Consider the following 22,632-nt stretch of genomic DNA (forward strand, 5'->3'; position numbering starts at 1 on the left):
TTCGAGGGCGGGTTCAACGTCACGATCATGATCAGCTTCCTGGACCGGCTGGTGCGGCACCTGGACCGCAAGATCCATCTGATCGTGGACGGTCATCCCTCCCATCGGGCGGGAGTGCTCAAGACCTGGCTGACCGAGCGGGAAGAGCGGATCGAGATGCACTTCCTGCCCGGCTACAGCCCCGAACTCAACCCCGTCGAACTCCTCAACGGAGACCTCAAACACCACGTCACCGCAACACAAAGCCCCCGATCCAAACAGGACCTCGCCGCAGGAGCCCGCACCCACCTACGCCGCCGCCAGAACCAACCCGACCACGTGAAAGCCTTCTTCGGCAAGGAAGAAGTCCGCTACGCCGCAGACTGACCACGCCACATTTGCCTTACGGATCAATAGAACGACCCACATCACTCACGACCCCCTCGCCACACCCCGCAACTCGCCCAAATCAGGCACATTTGTCCCGAGAAGTGTCCCTTATGGACAGTCGGGAGCCAGGTGAGGCCCCTTTGCGTGAACCCGCTCCCGCCGGGTCCGCCACGACACGTTCGCCTTGACCCACGCTAGCAATGGAGCCGACCAGCAGTTATGCGACTTTGCCGGGACCCTGTACCTAGGCGCAAGGAAGGGGGCCTTCATGTACTTGAGTCAGCCCTTCAGGGCCTCGGTCAGCTTGATGCGGCTGCCGACCCGCAGGACGCTGTTCTGGTAGATCCGCGCGCCCAGCCAGGTGAACAGGGCGATCGCGCCCACGGTCAGCCCCAACGACAGCGCGACTTCCCACATCTCGACGGTCCCGGCCGCGATCCGCGCGGGCATCAGCACCGGGGAAAGCAACGGCACCAGCGAAAGGATCTTCGTCCCTGTCCCGTCCGGCGCCTGCGCCAGCAGGTTGAACCCGACGATGAAACCGAGGATCAGCACGATGTTGACCGGGCCGATGACCGACTGCGTGTCCTCCTGGCGGGAGACCAGTGAGCCCATCGCGCCGTACACCGTGGCGTACAAGAGGAATCCGAGCAGGTACCAGAGCACGCCCCACAGCAGCGCGCTCGTCGCGACGCCGGACAGCGTCAGGACGTCGGTGGCCGAAGCGACGATCAATCCGGCGCCGCCGATGATCACCAGCTGGGCCAGCCCGACCAGGCCGAGCCCGATCACCTTGCCCAGCAACAGATGCCACGGCCGGACGGTGGACAGCAGGATCTCCACGACCCGGCTGGACTTCTCTTCGACCACGCCCTGTGCGACCAGCGTCCCGTAGGTCACGATGCTCATGTACAGCAGCACGGCCACGATCAGTCCGATCACCATCCGCTGCGACTTCTCGGGGTCCGGCGGTTTGATCGAGTCGACCTCGACCTGGGTCTGCTGGACCGTGCGCATCACCTGCTCTGGCGACTTCTGGGCCTCGGAGAGTATGCCGTTCAGCACTTCCTGCTGCGAAACGCCGTTCAGCACGGTGCGGAGCTTGTTGTCCAACTCGGACTTGACGACCACCTTCAGCTCGGTGGCGTTGCCGGACACCAGCGCGTCGAGGTCACCGTTCTCGACCTGCGAACGGCCCTGCGCCGGGTCGGCGACCGTGACGGTCTCGATCTTCTCGCCGAGTGCCGCGCCCGCCGTCTGCAGCTGTTGCGCGATCCCGGTGGCCTGGCCGGTGAGCCCGATCTTGCTCTTGTCCTCGTTGCTGATCAGCGTGGACTGCAGCAGGACGTAGCCCATCAGCATGACCAGCAGCACGGCGGTGCCGATCACGAAGGACCTGGTGCGCAGGCGGGTGTTCAGCTCACGTTTGGCGATGAGCCAGACCGCGCGCCACGAAGAGACGGTGTTCATGCGGAAACTCCTTGTGCGGCAGGCCGTTCGGCGGCGGGCTTCTCGGCGACGGCGTCGCGGAACAGCTCGGTCAGCGATCGCCTGCGCTTGCTGAATTCGGTGACCGGGCCGGTTGCCAGCGCCGCGGCGAGCACGGCCTGATCGTCGGCGTGGTCTTCGAGTTCGAGGACCGTCGTCGGCCCGTTCTGCTCGACCACCCGCGCGCCGGGCACGACCGACGCCCAGCCGGGTGCCGCGTTCGGCGCGGTGACGACGAGGCCGTTGCCCGCGCCCGCCGTCAGGTCCGCGACGGTGCCGGAGGCGACCATCCGTCCACTTCGGATGATGCCGACCCGGTCGCACAACCGCTCGACCAGATCCAGCTGGTGACTGGAGAACACCACCGGAACACCGGTCGCGGCCTTCTCCCGCAACACGCCGCTCATCACGTCCACGGCCAGCGGGTCGAGTCCGGAGAACGGCTCGTCGAGCACCAGCACCCTGGGGTCGTGCACCAGCGCGGCCGCCAGCTGCACACGCTGCTGGTTGCCGAGGCTCAGTTTCTGGACCTCGTCCTTGCGGCGTTCGCCGAGACCGAGCCGGGAGATCCAGTTCTCCGCGCTGCGGTGGGCGTCGTTGGCCGACATCCCGTGCAGCTCCGCGAGGTAGACCAGTTGCTCCAGCACCTTCATCTTCGGGTACAGCCCGCGTTCTTCCGGCATGTACCCGATATGGGTGCGGGTCTCGTGTGTGATCGGTGTGCCACCGAACCGCACCTGCCCGGAATCGGCGGCCAGCACCCCGAGGACGATCCGCATCGTGGTGGTCTTGCCTGCCCCGTTGCTGCCGACGAACCCGAACAGTTCGCCGGGCTGGACCTCGAAGCTCACCTGATCCAGCGCGACCTTCGCGCCGTAGTTCTTGGAGATCCGGTCGATCTCCAGTTTCCCCTCGCTCATTTCCATTTCCCCTCCTCGAAATACCGCACCAGCGCCGTCAAACCCCGGTGTACGCCGGAGAACGTGCGGTTTCGCTGGATCACTCCATCCAGCTTGACGTTGCTCACCACCGAAGTGGCCCGATACACCAGGACCGCCCGTCCCGCGCCGGTGACGATCCCGCCCGCCACCAGCGCGACGGCGACCACCCCGATGGACACCTTGTAGCGCTTCTTGCCCCCGGTCATCCCGGAGCCACCCCCTCGTCGAAGTCTTCGGGATCGTCGTCCGGCAGCTTCCAGGCGAGCCAGAGCGCCGGCAGCGACGTTCCGAAGACGAGCAACGCCGCCGTCATCGCGGCCAGCAGGGAACCGGCATCCGGTTGCGCCGCCGCGTAAAGCCCATAGCCGAGGTCCACCACCATAAGGAGGCAGATCCCCTGGAAGGCGCTGTAGTGCGCCCTGTCACGCAAAAGCAGCTCACGCTCGTCGAGGTCGCCCGCCGCGGAACCGGGTCTGCCGACGGCCTTGCGCAGTACCGCGGCGGTGGCGACGCAGAGGCAAAGGCCGGGCACCATCAGGCCGACGGCGAACCACAGTGTCGGTTCGCGGAGCAGGGCCGCCCCGACGATCACCACGAGATGGCCGATCACGGCGGAAACGGCGAGGCGACGGCGGTCCGACCGCGTCCGGGTGACGGTCACGTGGGGTTCACCTCTTCGAAGTCTTCGGGATCGTCGTCCGGCAGCGTCCAGCCGAGGATGACGCCGGACAGCGTGGTGCCGGTGACCAGCAGCGCACAGGTCATCATCGCGCCGCGGGCACCGCCGTGGTCGGTCCCGGCGATGATCAGGCTGTAGAGCACCGAACCGAACATCAGCACCACCAGCACCTGGTAGCTGACGAAGGTGACACGGTGGCGCCATTCCCGCTCGCGCTCGTCGAGCCGTAAGGAGAAGCCGCCGCTCATCTTGCCGGTGAGGATCCGCAGCAGGTAGTGGGCGAGCCCGGCGATCACCGCGCCGCCGAACCAGGCCAGGACGAAGTACAGCTCCGGTTGCCGGTGGAACAGGGTCGCGCCGACGATCAGGATCAGGTCGCCGACCACCACCAGCGCGCTCAAGGTCCGGCGGCGTTTGCGCGTGCGCCAGGCAGGCAGCCGCCGGGCACGTTTGTGTTCCACTTCCTCCCAGCGTTCCTGCTGACGTTCCCAGTAGGCCGCGAGGCGGCCCTGCTTGTCGCTCATGTTCCCCCCTCCCGGTAGACCTGAGTGGACAGTGGCGTGAACGGTTCGCGGCTGAACACGGCCTCGACCGGCAGGTCGAAGACCGCGCAGATGCGGAACGCCAGGTCCAGGCTCGGGTAGTGATCTCCCCGTTCGAGCGCGCCGATGGTCTGCGGGTTGACTTCGACCGCCGCCGCGAGGGCGGACCTGCTCAGCCCGCGCTCCGCCCGGAGCACCGGGAGCCGGTTGTAGATCGGCAGCTCTTTGCCGCGTCTGACCGGGCTCATAGAACATACTGTTGCAAAAACCCAACGACTCGTCAAGCTGAGGGCACACCGCGCCCGCATTTAGAGGACTAAATGCGGTAGTTGGCGATACGAACCACCGCGTTTAGAGGACTAAACGCGAGGTCAGGTGAGGCCGGCGAGCGACTTGTCGACAAGTTCCTGGACGCGGGGCCGGGCTGCCTCGGTGTCCGCGGTGATCAGGCCGAGCCGGGTGCGGCGCTCCAGGACGTCCTCGACGTCGAGTGCGCCTTCGTGCCGCACGGCCCAGACGACCTCGGCCGCGGTGATCTCGGTGCCGTCGAACAGCGGCAGACCCAGTTCCGGGTCGACCTCGCCGAGCGCGGCGATCCGGGGCGCTTCGGTGCCGTACTTCGCGACCAGCCGCGCGGGCGCGTCCACAGTGGACAGACGACTCCGCAGGGCCGCGCCGAGCAAGGGAAGCCGGGAGGTGGTCGACGGCCCGGCATGGAGTCCGGACCGTTCCAACGCGGCATCGACGGCGTCCTCGGCCATCTTCCGGTACGTCGTCAGCTTGCCGCCGACGACGGTGAGCACGCCGTCGGCGCCGGTCACCACGGCGTGTTTACGCGAAAGATCCGCACTGCGTCCGCCGTCGCCTTCGACCAGCGGTCGCAGTCCGGCGAAGGAGCCGTCGACGTCGTCGCGGGTCAGCGGGCGGGTGAACGCCGTCGACGCCACTTCGAGCAGGAAGTCCACATCGGACTCCGGCACGGAAGGTATACGCGGGATCGGGCCGTCGATCGGTTCGTCGGTGACGCCGACGAAGACGCGCCCGTCCGGTTGCGGCAGCAGGAAGACGAAGCGGTTGTTCTCGCCGGGGACGGGCACGTTGACCGACGTGGCGCCGATCCGGGCGGCCCCCGAAGCCAGAATGAGGTGGGAACCGCGGGACGGCCGCAGCCGCACCGACTCCGCCAGTTCGCCTGCCCAGACACCGGTCGCGTTGATCACCTGACCGGCCTGGATCTCCACTTCTGCTCCGGTGAGCCTGTCACGGGCCAGTGCCGAACCCGCGTCGAGCCGGAGCGCCTCGACCCTGGTCAGGATCTTCGCGCCGCGCGACGCCGCCGTGCGGGCGAGGTTCACCACGAGCCGCGCGTCGTCGGTCAGCGCGCCGTCGTAGGCGAGCAGCGCGCCGCGCAGGCCTTGGGGCGACAGGCCGGGAGCGAGTGCCAGCGCCTCCGCGGCCGGGATCGACCTCGGCCGGGGCAGCACCGACGCCGGGGTTCCGGCCGCGCGACGGAGTCCGTCACCGGCGACCAGCCCGGTCATGATGAACGCCTGCTGACCGCGGGAGGTCTTGCGGTACATGGGGAACAGCTGCGGGATCGCCCTGGTGAGATGCGGCGCGGTGCGGGTCATCAATATCCCGCGTTCCACGGCGCTTTCGTGCGCCAGCGCCAAGTCGCCCTTCGCGAGGTAGCGAAGCCCGCCGTGGACCAGCTTGCTCGACCAGCGCGAGGTGCCGTAAGCCAGGTCGTACGCCTCGACGAGGGCCACCGAAAGCCCGCGCGCGGCCGCGTCCAGCGCGATCCCCGCGCCGGTGACGCCGCCACCGATCACCACCAGGTCGACCCGCTCACCGCCGGCCAGTGCCGCGAGTTCCCGTTCGCGGCGGCGGGCGTTGAGCGAGCCCGGGGTCACGGGCGCAGCGCCGCGTCGAGCACCTGCGCGAATTCCGTCATCAGGTCGTTCTCGTTGACGTCCGCGGTCGCGGGGCGCAGCGAGAAGGCGAAGGACTGGATGAGCAGCAACAGGGTGCGCGCTTGCGCGGGCAGGTCGCCCTTACGGATCGAACCGTCTTCGTGGCCGGACTTGAGCAGGTGCAGGATCACACCCTCGGCGAAGCGCTGGGTCTTGCCGAGCCGCTCGACGATGTAGGGCAGGACGAGTTCGGGATCGAGGTCCAGCAGCGTGCGGAACAGCGGGTCGCCCGACAGCGCGGCGACGGCGGCCGCGGAACTGTGCACCAGCCGTTCGCGGAAGTTGGCCGGTTCGGCGCCCGGTTCGGCGGCGCCTTGCAGCAGGCCGCCGAACTCGCGGGTCATGAGGGTGGCGAGCACGCTGCGCACGTCCGGGAACCGGCGGTAGACGGTCATCCGGCTGACCTTCGCGGTCCGCGCGATCTCGGCGAGCGTGGTCCGCCTCACGCCGACGGCGAGCACGCATTTCTTCGCCGCGTCGAGCAGAACGTCGTCGGACACGCGGGTCGAGGCCTGGCGGGATCGGGTATCCGCCAGTGCCGAACCGCCTGTTTCCGCAGGTGAGTGACGTTTTACGTCCATATGTAACACTGTAGTCGTGACGGAGCCTATTGACCACCTGTTAAGACGAGCGTGGACGCCCGAGGCCGGTGACGCGGCCCACCTTCCGTCGAAGGCGCTCAGGTGGCTCGTCCAGCGTATCGGCCCGCTGGGCCCGGTGGCGCCGTTCACGCCGGATTCGGCGCTGTCCGTTCCCGATTCGGCGCTGGGCGAACAACCGAAACAGGACCTCGAGGAGGTCGTCGGCGCCGAGCACGTCCTGCTGGCGCGAGGGGAACGGCTCGCGCGGGCGAGTGGCTTGTCCTATCTGGACCTGATGCGACGCCGGGGGTTCGGTGACTTTCCGGTACCGGACGCCGTCGTCCTGCCGGGAGATCCCGGCGAAGTCCAGTCGGTACTGGAAATCTGCGCACGGCACGACGTCGGTGTCGTCCCGTTCGGCGGCGGGACGTCGGTGGTCGGCGGGGTTTCGGCGCTGCGCGGGGACAAGAGCGCGGTGCTCGCCCTCGACCTCACCCGGCTCGACGACCTGGTCTCGCTCGACCCGGTGTCGCGGATCGCGGTCCTGCAGGCTGGCGTGACCGGCCCGGCGGCCGATCGGCTGCTCGCCGCGCACGGCTTCACCCTCGGGCACGTGCCCCAGTCCTACGAACGCGCCACCATCGGCGGGTTCGCCGCGACCCGGTCCGCCGGGCAGGCTTCGTCGGGTTACGGCCGGTTCGAGGACATGGTCGCGGGTGTCCGGCTCGCCACGCCGCGTGGCGAATGGAAACTCGGTGTCGCGCCGGCGTCGGCGGCCGGACCCGACCTGCGGCAGCTCGCGGTCGGCAGCGAAGGCACGCTCGGCGTGATCACCGAGGTGGCCCTCCGTGTCCGCCCGGTGCCGGAAGTGCGCCGCTACGAGGGCTATGTCCTCGACGGCTGGGAGAACGGCACCGCCGCGGTGCGTGAACTCGCCCAGCGGCACGCGCTCGCGGACGTCACCCGGCTGTCCGACGCGGACGAAAGCGAGGTCTCGCTGGAGCTCAACGGCGGCTGGAAGACCAAGGCGCTGCGCCGGTATCTCCGTCTGCGCGGGGTTTCGAATCCGTGCCTGCTGATCGTCGGCTGGGAAGGCGCGTCGAAACGCGAGGTCGCGCGGCGGCGTCAGGACACCACCCGGGTGCTGGAGCCGTTCGGCGCCGTCCGCATCGGAGCGGCGCTCGGCGAATCCTGGCGCCGTGGCCGGTTCTCCGGCCCTCGGCAGCGGGATGCCTTGCTGGACAACGGCGTCTGCGTGGAAACCCTGGAGACGGCCGCGTACTGGGCCGAGCTGAGCGACCTGCGCGACGCCGTGCGCGCCGCGCTCACCGCCACGCTCGGCAGGGCGATCATCATGTGCCACGTCTCCCACGCCTACGAAACAGGCGCGTCACTGTATTTCACCGTGCTCACCGCGCGAGACGAGGACGACCCGATCCGGCAGTGGCGGCGCGCCAAGGCCGCGGCGTCGGAGGCGATCACCGGGATCGGCACCATCTCGCACCACCACGCCGTCGGTGTCGACCACGCGCCCTACCTGGCGGCGGAAATCGGTGAAATCGGGGTCGAGGTGTTGCGAGCGGCGAAGAAGGCCGTCGACCCCTCCGGGATCCTCAATCCCGGGAAGCTTCTCTGACCAGCGTTCCGGCGTCGACCAGCGTGCAGTCCAGGCCGTGCGTCTCGGCGGGGATGCCCTGCAGTGCCGCGGCCCGGCGTTGTTCGAGGTCGGCGACGCGGATGTGCCTGCCGTCCACGAGGATCGGCAGGCGGATGTCCGCGGCGCCGACGTAGGCCACCACGTCGTCGAGCACGGTGCCGTCGTCGAGGGTGATGGCGGGCGCGGTCAGCCGCACCAGGTTGTAGCGCTGGCCGTTGCCCTCGCATCGGTGGAGGACGGCGAGCTGATCGGGCGTCGCGAACCAGACGGAGTGCTCCTCGACGACCCCCGGTGCCGCGGCGAGGGTGGCGGGCCGCTGCCCGTCACGGAACCGCAGGCCGGATGCCCAGACCGCGGCGAGGTCACTGCAGCGCGCGTGGCAGACGACGACAGGACCGGTCAGGCCCATGTTCTCCCGCAGCCAGGTGATCTTGGCCGGACACGCGTTCGAGCCGTAGGCGAGCACGGCCTGACGTTCGCGCCAGCCCTCCGGCGCGGTGTCGAGGCTGTGCCCCACGCCGTCGAAGTGGACGAACGAATGCCCTGGCCGCGCTCCCGGGTACGGGTCGGCGGGGAAATCGGCGTCGGTGAAGAGTTTCACCACGTCACCACGCTGCGGAGGACGTCACCATGGTGCATGCGTTCGAAGGCCTTCTCGACACCGTCGAGCGGGATCCGCTCGGTGACGAACTTGTCGAGCGGAAGCCTGCCCTGGAGGTAGAGGTCGATCAGCATCGGGAAATCGCGTGAGGGCAGGCAATCGCCGTACCACGACGATTTGAGCGAGCCGCCGCGGGAGAAGAAGTCGATCAGCGGCAGATCCAGGCGCATGTCCGGGGTCGGGACGCCGACGAGCACGACGGTGCCTGCCAGATCGCGGCCGTAGAAGGCCTGCCGCCAGGTTTCCGGCCTGCCGACCGCGTCGATCACGACGTCCGCGCCGAAGCCGCCGGTGAACCCCTGGAGCGCTTCGACGACCTGGTCTTCGTCGAGCCCCTTGCTGTTAAGCGTGTGCGTGGCACCGAACTCCTTGGCCCAGGCCAGTTTCCGGTCGTCGGTGTCGACGGCGACGATGGTCTTCGCGCCGGCCAGGTTCGACCCGGCGATGGCGGCGTCGCCGACACCGCCGCAGCCGATGACCGCGACGGAATCGCCGCGGCTCACCGCGCCGGTGTTCAGTGCCGCGCCGAGACCGGCCATCACCCCGCAGCCGAGCAGGCCGGCGACTGCGGGTTCGGCGGCGGGGTCGACCTTCGTGCATTGTCCACTGTGGACAAGAGTTTTTTCGAGGAAGGCGCCGACACCGAGTGCGGGTGACAGGGCGGTGCCGTCGGCCAGTGTCATCGGCCGGTCGGCGTTGAACGTCGAGAAGCAGTACCAGGGCCTGCCCCGGCGGCAGGCCCGGCAGGTGCCGCAGACCGCGCGCCAGTTCAGGATCACGTAGTCGCCGGGTTCGAGGTCCTGGACGCCCTCACCGACCCGCTCCACGAAACCCGCGGCCTCGTGCCCGAGCAGGAACGGGAATTCGTCGTTGATCCCGCCCTCGCGATAGTGCAGGTCGGTATGGCAGACGCCGCACGCCTTGACCGAGACGACGGCCTCGCCGGGCCCGGGATCGGGCACGATCACGGATTCCAGCGAGACCGGTTCGCCCTTGGCGCGGGAAACGACGCCCTGCACCTCGTACGGCATGCCCACCTCCGAGTAGTCGACTCCGTAGCTTGCCACGGAACGACCCCGGGTCGCGACATCCGCATGGGTGGGGAAACGATTCAGTGCGGCGTGATGATGTAGACGATCCCGCCGGGGCCGCCGGAGACGCCGCCGGTGGTGTTGTACCGCTTGGTGCGCTGCCAGATCGTCTCGAACTGGTGTCGCTTGTAGACATGCCGGACGCGGTCGTTGCTGCTCGCGGCCGGATCGTTCGCGATCACGTCACCGTCCTTCGTGAAGCCGACGACGACCATGATGTGCCCGGCGGTGCCGTAGCCCGCGCCGTCGAGTTCCTCGGCCTTGAACGACTGCGATGTGATCACCGGAATGCCGCGGGCGATGTAGTTTTCGAGTTCGTTCAAGGAGTGCAAACGGGTGATGTGCCCACGCAGACCGAGTGAAGCGGCATACGCGGTGTTGAACGGCCAGTTGCCGGTTCCGTCGTAGGCGTAATCGAAGGTGTGGCGGGCCGCGTACGCGACGGTCGGATCGACGTAACCCTCCGGGATCCACGCCATGTCCTCGCGCTTGGGCCGTTTGCCCCAGTACTCGGCGACCATTTCGGTGGACGTCGGGCTGCACCAGTTCTCCCCGCCGCCGCCGTATTCGGGGAACTGTCCTTTGTGGAGGTTCTGGGCGTACGCGGGCACCTTGAGTTCGATCCCGGTGGCACGGCCCGGTTTCGTCGCCTTGACCTCGAACCGGTCCGGGACCAGCGACGTCATCGCGCCGACCGAGGTCACCGACGGCGTGGCGCGTGACCCGGCCTCGCGGTACAGGCTGACCCGCAGCTGGTACGACCGGAGCGCGACGCCGGCCTTCATGACCAGCGTGTCCACGTCGACGGCCGCGTTGGCGTCGCTCTGGCCGTCGACGCTGGTGCGTTTGATGTCGGTGTCGCCGCTCGCCCAGCGGCCCATGACGTACCAGGTGGTCTCGGCGCCCGTGGCGGTGCGGCCCTTCGCCTCGATCTTGAGCCAGGTCTTGGCCGGTGTCTTCGCGTTCCACGAGGCGACCAGCTGCGAGGCGACGAAGCCCTGCGTGTGACTCCTCGACGTCCATTGGCCGTACTCGTAGGTCTTCGTGGTGCCGAGTACGGGTTCGGTGTGCTCGATGGTGCCGATCGGTCGGTCGATGCGCAGTGCGCCGTGTTCGAGGTCGAGCCCTTCCAGCCTGCCGTCACGGAATCCGTGGTGACCGGACCATTCGTGGTAGTCGATCGACTCGTCGTCGTCCGGGCGACCCGGGCTCGCGTCCGCCGTCTGCGCTGTCACCACGGTCATCGTCGCTATCGTCAGCAGTGTGAGCAGCCCTCGTACGCGCATCCCGGCTCCATCCCTCGTGTCCACCCAGTAGGCAAGAGATTTTCTCGGGTCGCGCAAGCTATGTAAACACTTGCCCACCAGACGTCGGCATTTCGTCCTCTGAATGCAGGGGCCGGCGAGCGGTCGGATCAGGCGAGGGGGTTCGGCAACAGGAGTTCCGTGTTCTGGTCCTGAGCCGTGCCGACCGCGCTCAGCGAAGCGTGGATGTCGTTGTACGAGAATTCCCGGTACAACGACGCAAGCGCTTGCGTCGAGGTGTCGGAGTACTCCACCTCGTAGGGCGCTTCGGCTTCGATCAGGGTCGTGAACAGCGACAACGTGCCGTCGGCGTTGTCGGCGATCTCGATGATCCGTGCGTGCTGCGGGAAGTCGATATGCGACGCGGTGTTGATCTCCCAGAAGCCCTGCTTCGCCGTCTTGCCGGGGTGCGGGGTGATCTTGTTGCGATGCGTGTGCCCGTTGACCCACGCCAGCACGTTCGGGAACCGGTGCAACAGCGAGACGAAGGTGTCGCCGTTGAGCCGCGGCTCCAGTGGATGCCGCGCGTCCGGCAGCACGTTGCCCATCGTGTCGCTGGTGTGGTGGCTGAACAGGATGAACAGCTCGTCCGTCACGTTCTGCGTGACCTTGCGCCCGAAGAAGTCGTAGTACGTCGAGCTGTTGCGCCTGAGCGTGTTCTCCACCCAGGTGAACTGGCCGAGCCCGATCGAACCGTCGGCCAGCCCGGCCATCGTCGTGGTGTCGAGGCTGATCCCGACGACACCCGGTGCGATGCGGAAGGTGTAGTACACGTTCCGGCCATCGGCGTTGTTGTCGCTGAACCCGTGGCCAACCGGACCGGGGCCGGTGTTGGCGGCGTCGAGGTGGTGCCGCACGAACTCCGCGGTGCTGAACGGCCGCCGTCGCTCGTCCGGGGTGATCTCGCGGATCGTGCCCGAACCGCCGAACAGCTCCGTGATCGGGACACCGGAGCCGGAGTCGATCGCGTTGGCGAGTTTCCGTGACGTCGTCTCGTCCTTGCCGATCACCTTGAAACGCCCGGTGTACCAGGCGTCCATCCCCGGCAGATCCGGCAGCGAGCCGACGATGCTGTCGTCGTGGTTGCCGAAGGTGCAGAACCACGGGACGTCGAGACCGGGTGAGGTGAAGGTGTTCGACGCCGCGCCGAGCAGGCCGGGCACCTGCGGGAAACCCTTCTTCGTGTACTCGTCGTCCAGTGCCTTGCCGGGATTCCAGTAGTGCGCCGACCCGGACGTCTGGACACCTTCGTGCCGGTTCGGGTCGCCCGAGGTCGGGGTCACCGTGCCGCCGTTGAGCACCTTGAGGAACCACTCGAGTTCGATCAGTTCGTGGTTGTCGGTGTTGTCGCCGGTGGTCACCATGAAGTCGATCGGCCTGCCGGTGAACGGGCCCGCCTTCAGGCTGTTCACCCGTTCGACGAGCGCCGTCGTCGCGACCGGGCCGAGCGTCTCCTGCGGCCGGTGCGCCGAACCGATGAACGGGTGCAGGTACTCGAACCGCGCCGGGCTCTCGGCGTCGGTGAAGTGCAGGTCGGTGAACTGCGCGAACGAAGCCATCGCGCGGCGGCGGTCGTCGCGGCCGGACTTCGGTGCGGCGAGGTCGCCGCGGACCACGAGCGGCCAGCCGGGACCCGCGGTCAGCCGGGTGTAGCCGGGGCCGCTTTTCAGTGGTGCCGCGGTGGATTCGAGCGTGGTGCCCGCGGTGCGCACCGCGCGGCCGGTGGTGCGCGCCAGTGCCCGGTCGAGCGCGTTGGCGCTCGGAGTGCACAGCAGGAGGCCGACGCCGGCGGCGCCCGCCGCGGTGAAGGTGCGCCTGGAGATGTCGGACATGGCGGTGCCCCCAGTCGTCGCGGGTGGATGTCGTGGAAGGACGATGCCGGAAGACGTTAGCCGTGGGGTGAACGCCAGAAAAGGGTAATGCGAAAATTTGTCACGTTCGGCCGAATATCAAAGCATCCCCGGCCGCGCTCGTTACGCTGGCCGCTTGGCGAGTGAGGAGGTGGCCCGGTGGGAGCTTCGGCCTGGTCGGTCCGTGGCCGGTTCGACGGCGACCCGGAAGCGGCACTGGACGCGATGAAGGCACGCGTCTTCGAGGAGGGTGACTACCTCTGGGAAGAGGAAGAACTTGGCCGCCCGGATTCGCTCGAGGAGCTGTACGAGGTCGAAAGCGTCCAGGAGTCCGGGACCCATTCCGTGCTCGACGTCCACGAGTTCATCAGCGCCACCGGTGAAGACGACTTCGGCACGATCCGGCCCTTGACCGACGCCGAACTCCTCATCGCCTTCGGCACCGAGGAGCCGTCTGTCGCCACCTTCGACGAACTCGACAAGGCGGGACGGCTGCCCTACGAACGCCGTCCGCGCTGGAGCGCGAACTGCGCGCTGCTCTACGAGGACGACGTCGCCGTCGAGCTGGCGATCTGGGGAGTTTCCGGCGACTGAAGGTGCCGTGAGTCCGTGAAGGCTTTGCTCTTCCCGAAGTATGAAGGTCGAGTTTCCTCGGCTGAGCCGAGGAAGGGGGCCTTCACGCGCAGTCGGTGTGACTGGTGGTACTGCTGAGGCTCGTGACGGCCTCCCGGGGCGGGTGAGGGGAACTTTGAGGGACTCTGAGTCCCTCAAGGAGGCCTTCACGGACTTACTTCTGACCTGGACGAGGGTGGTGGTCGTCGCCCCGGTCTCACACCTTGATCAACGGAAGGTCCGGGACACTCAACGTCCCCGATCTTCCGTTGATCAAGCTCGTGTCCCTCACGATCTGTGGACCGGCCACACCGGCCACCCGCACAAGCTCCACACCAGTGGGTAAACAAAGACAAGTCCTCCAAGGAGTCCTTCACGACCCGGCCGCTACCATGCTCACCCGCGTAGACACCCTTGGCCATGACCCTCATTACCGCTCAGGCTCGACGCGAAAGCGGTGGTTCACGCGGACAGGCGACCCAGTTCGGCTTTGACGGCCTCGATCGCCGTCTTCGTCTCGGCGGCCGGGTCGGCGCCGTCGCGGGCGATCCGGCCCAGCGCGTCGACGAGTGCGGTGTTCGCCGCCGGTGTCCACAGTGGACCGGCGGCGCGGCCGTTCTCCTTGACCAGACGGGCGGCGTCGTTCGCCGGGGCGAGCTTGTCGAGGACGCTGAGCCGCGCGGGCAGGTGGAAGCCGAACTTCGTGGCGAACTCCTGCTGGAAGTCGGTCCGTTCCAGCCACAGCCAACTGACGAAGTCCTTGGCGGCGTTGGGGTTCAGGCTCTTCGAATGCACCATCGCGCTCATGCCGCCGACCGTGACCGAGTCCGTTCCGGCCGCGTCGAGTTTGGGGAAGGCCAGAACGCCGACGTCGTCCTTCATGGTGTCTTGGATCTTCGGCAGATTCGCCAGCCAGGTCCACTGCATCGCCGCGAGGCCGTCGATGAACGGGATCGGATCCGCCCAGTCCACCGGGGCGCCCAGCAGCAGCGAACCGTTGAGGTCACGCAGTTTCCCGAACACGGTCGCGGCGCGAGGATCGTCGAAGCCGACGGACTTGCCGTCCTTGACGTAGTCGAGACCCGCGGCCCACAGCAACGGTCCGGCGAGCGCCGCCGCGCCCGCGTCGTTGCCGGCGAACAGCCCTTTGACGCCGTCCTTGGACAGTTTCCGTGCCGCGTCGACGAGTTCGTCGAGCGTCTGCGGCGGCTGTACGCCGGCCTCCTGCAGGAAACTCTTGCGGTAGAAGAGAACCTGGGTGTCGAGCGCCTGCGGGATCCCGTAGGTCTTGCCGTCCACGGTCTGTGCCGCGAGCACCGAAGGATTGAAGTCGCCGCGCACGGGTGCGAGGATGTCGTCGAGCGGGACCAGAAGATTCTGCCGGACGCGGTCGAGGGTGACCTGGCCTTCGAAGATGTCCGGCACCGGGCCGGCCTGCAGTGCCGCGGCGAGTTTCGTTTCGTAGTCGTCGGGATTCCACTGCACCGCGACCTTGGACTTCTGGTACGCGGCCGCGTACCGCGTGACGGCTTCCTGGACCCCGGTTTCGGGATAGGGGTGGTACCACTGCGAAAGGTCGACCGGCTTCGGCTTCGGTCTGGTCGCGGCGGCGGAGAAGGCCGTCGAGGGCGGCGGCTTTCCCGATTGGACGGTGTTGGACCCGCAGGCGGAGAGCGCGGTGGCCCCCGCCAGCGCCAGGAACGCGCGCCTGCTTGTCTTACGCACCAAATGAAACCCTTCGCCAAAGCCGTGAAGCGCATCTTGGGGACAGCGTCCCTCAAGATGCGCTTCACGGAAGGGCAGGCGCGCGGGAGATTAACCCGTTAGAGCTGACTGATGTCGAGCTTTCCCTCGGAGTGGAAGGCCCGCAGCCGCTTCTTGTCGAACTTGCCGACACTGGTCTTGGGGACTTCGTCCACAAAGGTCCAGTTCTCCGGGAGCTGCCACTTCGCGACCTTGTCGGCCAGGAAGGCGCGCAGTTCCTCGGCCGTGACGCTCTGGCCCTCCTTGACCACGACGGCGACCAGCGGGCGCTCGTCCCACTTCTCGTCGGGGATGCCGACGACGGCGGCTTCGGCGACCGCCGGATGCGCCATCACCTGGTTCTCCAGGTCCACCGACGAGATCCACTCGCCGCCGGATTTGATGACGTCCTTCGCGCGGTCGGTCAGCGTGAGGTAGCCGTCCGGGCTGATCTTGCCGACGTCGCCGGTGCGCAGCCAGCCGTCGTGGAACTTCTCCGGGTCGGGCTCTTCACCGCTCGTGCCGCTGTAGTACGACGCCGCGATCCACGGGCCCTGTACTTCGAGTTCGCCGACGCTTTCGTTGTCCCACGGCAGTTCCTCGCCGTTGTCGCCGATCAGCCTGGCGCTGACGGACGCCGGGAACCGGCCCTGCGTGTAGCGGTACTCCCAGGCCTTCTCGCCGGTCGCGGCCGCCGGGGGACGCGCGACGCTGCCCAGCGGCGACGTCTCGGTCATGCCCCAGGCGTGCAGGATCGGCACGTTGTAGCGGTCTTCGAACGCGTGCATCAGCGACGGCGGCGCGGCCGAACCGCCGACCACGACCTCGCGCAGGTGCGAGATGTCCTGAGGGTTCGCGTCGAGGTGCGAGAGCAGGCCCTGCCAGATGGTGGGGACGGCACCGGCGAAGGTCGGCTTCTCCGCGTCGAGCATCTGCGCGATGGGGGCGGGCTGGAGGAACCTGTCCGGCATCAGCAGCGAAGCGCCGACCATCAGCGCCGCGTACGGCATGCCCCACGCCATCGCGTGGAACATCGGGACGATGGCGAGGGCCTTGTCGTGCTGGGCCAGCCGCATGCTGTCGGACATGGTGACCTGCATCGAGTGCAGCCAGATCGACCGGTGGGAGTACGCGACGCCCTTCGGGTCACCCGTGGTGCCCGAGGTGTAACACATCGCGGCGGCCGACCGCTCGTCCACTTCGGGCCAGTCGAAGGTGTCGGGCTGGCCTGCCAGCAGTTCGCTGTAGGAGTGCACCTGGACGCCTTCGGGCGCCGCGAGGGTGGAGGGGTCGCCGTTGGCCACGATGACGTGACGGACCGTCTTCAGCTCGGGGAGCTGCTTGGCCAGCAGCGGGACCAGGGTGCCGTCGACGATGACGACCTGGTCCTCGGCGTGGTTGGCGACGAAGACCAGCTGCTCCGGGAACAGCCGGATGTTCAGCGTGTGCAGCACCGCGCCCATGGCGGGGATGGCCACGTAGGCGGCCATGTGCTCGGCGTTGTTCCACATGAAGGTGCCGACCCGCTGGTCACCCGTGACGCCCAGGCTCCGGAGGGCGTTGGCGAGCCGCGCGGCGTGCTTGCCGAGTTCACCGTAGGTCTCGCGCCGGGCTTCTGAACCGGTCCAGGTGATCACCTCGCTCCCCGAGTGCACCGTCGTGCCGTGGCGGAGCAGCCTGGCCAACGACAGCTGTCCGTCCTGCATCGTGCTCAACATCGCGTACTCCCGTGGTGCTCGCTCTCCGGTGAACTGGGGTTGGGCCGACTCTAATGCGGGTGGGGTGAACTGGTCAGTAACGTCGGAGGCAACCGTTCGGTCACAGTGTCGCGCTAACGGGTGGCGGCCGGTTCGGGGCAAGATCGTCAATAATTCGTCTTTTTCTTACCGTCAAACGAAAAATGGCTGACAGCGCGAAGTGGCGGTATCGCTCATAAGGGTGATGAACGCCATCGAATCGCCGCCCGAATGGCGTGTTTCCGCAGGCTGGGGCGGGTTGCCCAGGGCGTGGTCGAGGGGTAATAAGTGCGTGTCGGTTTCACGGCCACGGAACAGGTGGCGTTTACTGGGGCCGTGGTACAGAGACGGCTGGCCAGCGCTTGCGGCTGCAAGCACGGGTAAATGGCCGTCGGCCGCGAAAGCGGAGACCTGAGATGAAAGGACTACTACGTTGGCTCTGCCCACGTTGACTCCGGAGCAGCGCGCCGATGCCCTCGCCAAGGCGGCTGAGGCTCGCAAGGCGCGCTCCGAGCTGCTTGCGTCGATCAAGTCCGGCAAGGAGAGCATCGACAAGGTGCTCAAGCAGGCCAAGGAGAACAAGACCATCGGCAAGACGAAGGTCACGCAGCTGCTGAAGGCCGTGCCCGGCCTGGGCGCGGTCAAGGTCGCCGCCCTGCTGGAGCAGGCCGGCATCGACCCGGACCGGCGCGCCGCCGGCCTGGGCGAGCGGCAGCGTGAAGCCCTCCTCGAGGCGCTGAAGTAACGCTTCCGCCCAGATCACGGGCTGTCCAAGGGAAGGTGTTGCCGGAGAGGCTGTTGCCCGGGCAACACTTTCCCCTGGTCTCAGCCGGAGCCTGGGAGGCTGGTGGGGTGACGACCAGTACCGCACCGGCGACCCCGGCAGACCTGGCCGCCCGCTACGAGCGGGGCGACTTCCTCCTGGCCACCGCGCGGCACGCGCTCCTCGCGAGCGGGGCCGCGGCCACCGCGACCGAAACCGATCCGGCGCGGCTGTCCCGGGCGCTGCCCGGGCTGTTCGCCGAGTCGGGTGCCCCGATCGCGGTCGGTGTGCTGCCCTTCGACACCAGCGAGGGCACGTCCACGCCGGGACATCTGGTCCTGCCGCGCGCGGTCCATCGCGCGTCGTCCGGCCAGGCCGTCGTACCGCCGCGTACCGCGCTTCCGCAGCCGGTGAAGGTCACTCCGGTGCCTGAACCGGAGGCGCATCTGGCCGCCGTCCGCGCGGCCGTCTCGGCGCTGGGCGAACGCGACCTGCGCAAGGTCGTGCTGGCCCGCGCGCTCGACCTCGATTTCGCCGAAGCCGTTCCGGTCACCGACGTCGTCCGGAACCTGGCGAACGGCAACCCCCGGCACACCACGTACGCCGTGCAGCTTCCCGGCGGGCGCACGCTCGTCGGCGCCACCCCCGAACTCCTGGTGTCCCGCACCGGCGGCTCCGTCCTGTCGCGGCCGCATGCCGGGTCGATGCCCCGGTCGGCGGACCCGGCGATCGACAAGGCCAACGGTGAGGCGCTTCTGGCGTCCGAAAAGGACCACCTCGAACACGCCGTGGTGGTGGAATCCGTCGTCGAGATCCTCCGGCCGTTCTGCCGCACGCTCGACGTCCGCGGTCCCGAACTGGTCTCGACACCGGCGATTTGGCATCTTTCGACGACCGTCACCGGCGAGCTGCTCGACCAGGACGTGACCGCACTGGATCTTGCCGCCGCACTGCACCCGACACCCGCCGTCTGCGGCACCCCGACCGACGCGGCCCGCTCGCTGGTGGGGGAGCTCGAACCGTTCGATCGCGCGTACTACGCGGGCGCAGTCGGCTGGGTCGACGCGGCCGGAGACGGCGAATGGGCCGTCGGGATCCGGTGCGCGGAGATCGCCGACACCTCCATGCGGCTGTACGCCGGTGGCGGCATCGTGCCCGCTTCCGACCCCCGGACCGAGCTGGACGAGACGTCGGCGAAGTTCCGCACCCTGCTGGCCGCGATGGGCCTGGAGGTCTAGCTCCCCGCGCGTTTAGTCCTCTGAATGCGGTAGTTGCACACGCAAGTACCGCATCTAGAGGACGAAACGCGTCTCGCTCACCGAGATCTCGTCGGAAGTGAGGAGCGCGACAGCGGCCCGGTAGCCCTCGGCCGCCTTCAGGTCCACTAGCCGCGTCCGCGCCGGGTCGAGGGCCGGGTCGCCCGAGGAGACCAGTCGCGCCTCCTCGTCGTGCCCGGAGAACGTGATGCTTTGCAGCGGGATCTTCAGGCCCTTCCCGGTGGCCTTCATGACGGCTTCCTTGCGCGTCCAGTAGGTGAAGAACGCCGTCGTCCGCTGTTCGGGGAGCAGACCGGACACCGCCGCCCGCTCGGCCGGGCTCAGCGCGTACTCGATGAGCGAATCGTCGGCCCGCCTGGTGGCGGTCTCGACGTCGAGGCCGACCGGGGTGCCCGCGGTGGCCGCGACGCCGATGAGGTCGCCGGAATGCGAGATCGACAGCATCAGCGGCGCGCCGGGCACCCTGGGGCGGCCGTGCGGTTTGCCGCAGTCGTCGCAGGTCGCGTCGAAGCTCACGTCCTCGACGGCCAGACCGAGCCGCTCGGCGGTGATGGTCTTCGCCAGCACACGGCCGGTCAGGAACCTGCGTTTGTCGATGTCCTGGCGATAGGTGTCGTACCGGCCCTGCTCGAGCCTGTCGAGCAGCTTCATGAACCGGGGTTCAGCGGGCAGGGGCTCCGACCAGCGGACCGCACATTCGATCACGTCTCCTTCTTACCCGATTCCACACCGGCCTCACTCGAATTCTCATCGAGCAGCGTCGCTTCGTCGAACGGCGACTCGCCGTTCAGGGTCCGGTCCAGCTGCTCGCGGTCGATCTCCTTGGTCCAGGTGCCGATGAGCACGGTCGCGACGGCGTTGCCCGCGAAGTTCGTCAGCGCGCGGGCCTCCGACATGAACCGGTCGATGCCGACGATGAACCCGACACCGTCGACCAGTTCCGGCCGGTGTGAGGACAACCCACCCGCCAGCGTCGCGAGCCCGGCGCCGGTGACCCCGGCCGCGCCCTTCGACGCGATGATCATGAACACCAGCAGGGAGATCTGCTCGCCGATGGTCAGCGGTTTGTCGAGCGCGTCGGCGATGAAGATGGACGCCATCGTCAGGTAGATCGCGGTGCCGTCGAGGTTGAACGAGTACCCGGTCGGCACGGTGATGCCGACCACCGGTTTGGAGACGCCGGCGTGCTCCATCTTCGCGATCAGCCGCGGCAGCGCCGATTCCGACGACGACGTCGACAGGATCAGCAGGAACTCGCGGCCGAGGTACTTCAGCAGCTTGAAGATGTTGACCCTGGCCAGTACGCCGATGAGCAGCCCGAGCACCACGAACACGAACAGGGCGCAGGTGATGTAGAAGCCGAGCATGATCACCGCGAGGCTCTGCAGTGCCTTCCAGCCGGTGCTGCCGACGACGGCGGCGATCGCGCCGAACGCGCCGATCGGGGCCGCCCACATGATCATCGCGAGGATCCGGAACACGAGCCGCTGGATGTGCTCGATGCCGCGGCGGATCGGCTCGCCCTTCGTGCCCAGTTTCTGCAGCGCGAACCCGGCGAGCAGGGCGACCAGCAGCGTCTGCAGCACTTCGCCCTCGGTGAAGGCCGAAACCAGTGTCTTCGGGATGATGCCGAGCAGGAAGTCGACCGTGCCCTCGCTCTTGGCGATCTGGTCCTGGCCCTTTTCGGCGATCTCCGGGGTCAGGTGCAGTCCGGCGCCGGGCTGCAGCAGATTGCCGACGACCAGGCCGATGACGAGCGCGACCGTCGACATCACCAGGAAGTAGCCGATCGCGAGCCCGCCGACGCGGCCGACCTTCGCGGCCTTGGCCACCGAGCCGACGCCGAGCACGATCGTGCAGAAGATGATCGGCGAGATCATCATCTTGATGAGGTTCACGAAGCCGGTGCCGAGCGGCTTCAGTTCCTTGCCGAATTCCGGGAACAGGATGCCGACCGCGATGCCGAGCAGTACGGCGGCGATCACGGCCAGGTAGAGGTAATGCGTCCGGTCCCGCTTCGTCGCGGGTTCCTGCGTGCTCATGGGTGCCCTTCGACGAGACGAGAACAGGTTGCGAAAACTTATGACAGGTCCTCGGTGTTCGACAACCTAAGCGGTACGCTGGGCTAAGCAAGCGCTTAGTAATGTCGAGGAGGAGCGGGCCGACCATGGATTTCTCTCTCAGCGTCGAGGAACGCGAAGTGCGCGACTGGGTCCGCACGTTCGTCCAGCGTGAGCTGATGCCGCGTGAGCAGGAGGTGCTGCGCCGCGAACGCGCCGGTCAGCCCGGCCTCACCTCCGACGAGCTTCGCGAGCTGCAGCTGAAGGCCAAGGAGTCCGGGTTCTGGGGCGTGCAGACGCCCGAGGAGTACGGCGGCATGGGCCTGTCCGCGGTGATGACGGCGTTGCTGGAGGCCGAACTCGGCCGCACGTTCGTCCCGTTCCGCTTCGGCGGCACGGCGGACAACATCCTGTACTACGCCAACGACGAGCAGAAGGAGCGCTACCTGCTCCCGACGATCGCGGGCGAGCGCAAATCCTGCTTCGCGATCACCGAACCCGGCGCGGGCTCGGACGCGAAGGCCATCCGGACCTCCGCCCGCAAGGACGGCACCGACTGGGTCATCAACGGCGAGAAGACCTTCATCACCGGCGGTAACGAGGCCGACTTCGTGATGGTCTTCGCCATCACCGACCCGGAGAAGGGTGCGAACGGCGGCGTCACCTGCTTCCTCGTCGACCGCGACGCGGGCTGGAAGTCCGAGTACATCGACACCATGGGCGAATGGGGCCCGGCGTCACTGGTCTTCGAGGACGTCCGCGTGCCGGAGACGCAGATCCTCGGCGAGCTCGGCCACGGTTTCGATCTGGCCATGCAGTGGATCGGCGCCGGCCGCTACCTGCTGCCCGCCCGCGCGATCGGTTCGTGCGAGCGGCTGATCTCGATGGCCATCGAGCACGCCAACACGCGGGAGACGTTCGGGCAGAAGATCGCCGAGCGCCAGGCGATCCAGTGGATGATCGCGGACTCCGGCGTCGAGCTGGAGGCGCTGCGCTGGCTGGTGCTGCACGCCGCCTGGCAGGTCGACCGGAAGCTGGATTCCCGGCACGCGCAGTCGATGGCGAAGCTTTACGGCGGGGTGAAGGCGAACGAGATCGTCGACCGCGTCCTGCAGATCCACGGCGGGATGGGCTACACGCGGGAACTGCCGGTCGAGCGGTGGTACCGCGAACTGCGGCTGCTGCGGATCTACGAGGGCACCGACGAGATCCAGCGCCGGACCATCGCCCGCAACCTGCTGAAGGGGCACGTCAAGGTCGGCGGCACCCTGGGCTGACCCGTGCCCGGCCCTGCCTGAGCCGCCC

The 22,632-nt window shown here is 67.9% G+C and carries 22 protein-coding genes; 6 read left to right on the top strand and 16 right to left on the bottom strand.

The features are described from left to right. A partial coding sequence (locus ACZ7KI_RS20235) for a transposase (protein ID WP_470274648.1) occupies positions 1-366 on the top strand: 366 nt, incomplete at its 5' end. A gap of 282 nt (positions 367-648) precedes the next feature. On the opposite strand, the gene ACZ7KI_RS20240 is transcribed toward ACZ7KI_RS20235, so the two are convergent. From ACZ7KI_RS20240 to ACZ7KI_RS20275, 8 genes are all read right to left on the bottom strand, one after another. Then, a complete protein-coding gene (locus tag ACZ7KI_RS20240; RefSeq protein ID WP_470274649.1) occupies positions 649-1,839 on the bottom strand; it encodes an ABC transporter permease in 1,191 nt (396 codons plus the stop codon). Then, a complete protein-coding gene (locus ACZ7KI_RS20245; protein WP_470274811.1) occupies positions 1,836-2,777 on the bottom strand; it encodes an ABC transporter ATP-binding protein in 942 nt (313 codons plus the stop codon). Before ACZ7KI_RS20245 ends, ACZ7KI_RS20240 begins: the two co-directional genes overlap by 4 nt. Then, entirely contained in the window at positions 2,774-3,004 is a 231-nt protein-coding gene (locus tag ACZ7KI_RS20250; RefSeq protein WP_470274650.1) for a hypothetical protein, read from the bottom strand. The genes ACZ7KI_RS20245 and ACZ7KI_RS20250 overlap by 4 nt, the downstream gene beginning before the upstream one ends. After that, positions 3,001-3,459 (bottom strand): hypothetical protein, encoded by a 459-nt coding sequence (locus ACZ7KI_RS20255; protein WP_470274651.1) that lies wholly within the window; start codon positions 3,457-3,459, stop codon positions 3,001-3,003. Before ACZ7KI_RS20255 ends, ACZ7KI_RS20250 begins: the two co-directional genes overlap by 4 nt. Continuing rightward, complete coding sequence (locus ACZ7KI_RS20260) at positions 3,456-4,001, bottom strand: hypothetical protein (RefSeq protein ID WP_470274652.1); 546 nt, start codon at positions 3,999-4,001, stop codon at positions 3,456-3,458. The genes ACZ7KI_RS20255 and ACZ7KI_RS20260 overlap by 4 nt, the downstream gene beginning before the upstream one ends. Then, entirely contained in the window at positions 3,998-4,267 is a 270-nt protein-coding gene (locus tag ACZ7KI_RS20265) for a helix-turn-helix transcriptional regulator (RefSeq protein WP_470274653.1), read from the bottom strand. Before ACZ7KI_RS20265 ends, ACZ7KI_RS20260 begins: the two co-directional genes overlap by 4 nt. Before the next feature lie 123 nt (positions 4,268-4,390). Beyond that, on the bottom strand, positions 4,391-5,932 hold the full coding sequence (locus ACZ7KI_RS20270) for a glycerol-3-phosphate dehydrogenase/oxidase (protein WP_470274654.1): 1,542 nt from the start codon (positions 5,930-5,932) through the stop codon (positions 4,391-4,393). After that, positions 5,929-6,492: a TetR/AcrR family transcriptional regulator gene (locus ACZ7KI_RS20275; protein WP_465464067.1), complete on the bottom strand. Its 564-nt coding sequence runs from the start codon at positions 6,490-6,492 to the stop codon at positions 5,929-5,931. The genes ACZ7KI_RS20270 and ACZ7KI_RS20275 overlap by 4 nt, the downstream gene beginning before the upstream one ends. Positions 6,493-6,589: 97 nt before the next feature. Here ACZ7KI_RS20275 and ACZ7KI_RS20280 point away from each other — a divergent pair, with 97 nt between their 5' ends. Further along, on the top strand, positions 6,590-8,209 hold the full coding sequence (locus tag ACZ7KI_RS20280; protein WP_470274655.1) for an FAD-binding oxidoreductase: 1,620 nt from the start codon (positions 6,590-6,592) through the stop codon (positions 8,207-8,209). Here ACZ7KI_RS20280 and ACZ7KI_RS20285 read toward each other — a convergent pair. From ACZ7KI_RS20285 to ACZ7KI_RS20300, 4 genes are all read right to left on the bottom strand, one after another. Next, positions 8,187-8,834, bottom strand: a complete 648-nt coding sequence (locus ACZ7KI_RS20285) for a gamma-glutamylcyclotransferase (RefSeq protein WP_470274656.1) — start codon at positions 8,832-8,834, stop codon at positions 8,187-8,189. The genes ACZ7KI_RS20280 and ACZ7KI_RS20285 overlap by 23 nt on opposite strands. Continuing rightward, positions 8,828-9,922 carry an S-(hydroxymethyl)mycothiol dehydrogenase gene (locus tag ACZ7KI_RS20290; protein ID WP_470274812.1) on the bottom strand — a complete coding sequence of 365 codons (1,095 nt, stop codon included), beginning with the start codon at positions 9,920-9,922 and terminating at the stop codon, positions 8,828-8,830. Before ACZ7KI_RS20290 ends, ACZ7KI_RS20285 begins: the two co-directional genes overlap by 7 nt. Before the next feature lie 80 nt (positions 9,923-10,002). Next, complete coding sequence (locus ACZ7KI_RS20295; RefSeq protein ID WP_470274657.1) at positions 10,003-11,268, bottom strand: peptidase C39 family protein; 1,266 nt, start codon at positions 11,266-11,268, stop codon at positions 10,003-10,005. A 128-nt stretch (positions 11,269-11,396) separates the two neighbouring features. Beyond that, entirely contained in the window at positions 11,397-13,118 is a 1,722-nt protein-coding gene (locus ACZ7KI_RS20300) for a TIGR03767 family metallophosphoesterase (protein ID WP_470274658.1), read from the bottom strand. A 177-nt stretch (positions 13,119-13,295) separates the two neighbouring features. Between ACZ7KI_RS20300 and ACZ7KI_RS20305 the strand changes: the two genes are divergently transcribed. Further along, positions 13,296-13,730, top strand: a complete 435-nt coding sequence (locus tag ACZ7KI_RS20305) for a hypothetical protein (RefSeq protein WP_470274659.1) — start codon at positions 13,296-13,298, stop codon at positions 13,728-13,730. Between the two features lie 480 nt (positions 13,731-14,210). On the opposite strand, the gene ACZ7KI_RS20310 is transcribed toward ACZ7KI_RS20305, so the two are convergent. Together ACZ7KI_RS20310 and ACZ7KI_RS20315 are read right to left on the bottom strand one after the other, a co-directional pair. Continuing rightward, complete coding sequence (locus tag ACZ7KI_RS20310; protein ID WP_470274660.1) at positions 14,211-15,473, bottom strand: ABC transporter substrate-binding protein; 1,263 nt, start codon at positions 15,471-15,473, stop codon at positions 14,211-14,213. A 98-nt stretch (positions 15,474-15,571) separates the two neighbouring features. Further along, complete coding sequence (locus tag ACZ7KI_RS20315) at positions 15,572-17,209, bottom strand: long-chain fatty acid--CoA ligase (RefSeq protein ID WP_470274661.1); 1,638 nt, start codon at positions 17,207-17,209, stop codon at positions 15,572-15,574. A 451-nt stretch (positions 17,210-17,660) separates the two neighbouring features. Between ACZ7KI_RS20315 and mihF the strand changes: the two genes are divergently transcribed. Further along, positions 17,661-17,972 (top strand): integration host factor, actinobacterial type, encoded by a 312-nt coding sequence (gene mihF / locus ACZ7KI_RS20320; protein WP_005155963.1) that lies wholly within the window; start codon positions 17,661-17,663, stop codon positions 17,970-17,972. A gap of 107 nt (positions 17,973-18,079) precedes the next feature. Beyond that, positions 18,080-19,228, top strand: coding sequence for an isochorismate synthase (locus ACZ7KI_RS20325; RefSeq protein WP_470274662.1), 1,149 nt, complete (start codon positions 18,080-18,082; stop codon positions 19,226-19,228). A 54-nt stretch (positions 19,229-19,282) separates the two neighbouring features. Here ACZ7KI_RS20325 and ACZ7KI_RS20330 read toward each other — a convergent pair whose 3' ends face one another. Further along, positions 19,283-19,972 carry a 4'-phosphopantetheinyl transferase family protein gene (locus tag ACZ7KI_RS20330; RefSeq protein WP_470274663.1) on the bottom strand — a complete coding sequence of 230 codons (690 nt, stop codon included), beginning with the start codon at positions 19,970-19,972 and terminating at the stop codon, positions 19,283-19,285. Further along, positions 19,969-21,309, bottom strand: a complete 1,341-nt coding sequence (locus ACZ7KI_RS20335; RefSeq protein ID WP_470274664.1) for a cation:dicarboxylate symporter family transporter — start codon at positions 21,307-21,309, stop codon at positions 19,969-19,971. The genes ACZ7KI_RS20330 and ACZ7KI_RS20335 overlap by 4 nt, the downstream gene beginning before the upstream one ends. 125 nt (positions 21,310-21,434) lie before the next feature. Here ACZ7KI_RS20335 and ACZ7KI_RS20340 point away from each other — a divergent pair, with 125 nt between their 5' ends. Further along, complete coding sequence (locus ACZ7KI_RS20340; RefSeq protein WP_470274665.1) at positions 21,435-22,604, top strand: acyl-CoA dehydrogenase family protein; 1,170 nt, start codon at positions 21,435-21,437, stop codon at positions 22,602-22,604. Positions 22,605-22,632: the final 28 nt, after the last annotated feature.

The organism is Amycolatopsis sp. NPDC039088 (assembly GCF_055598845.1).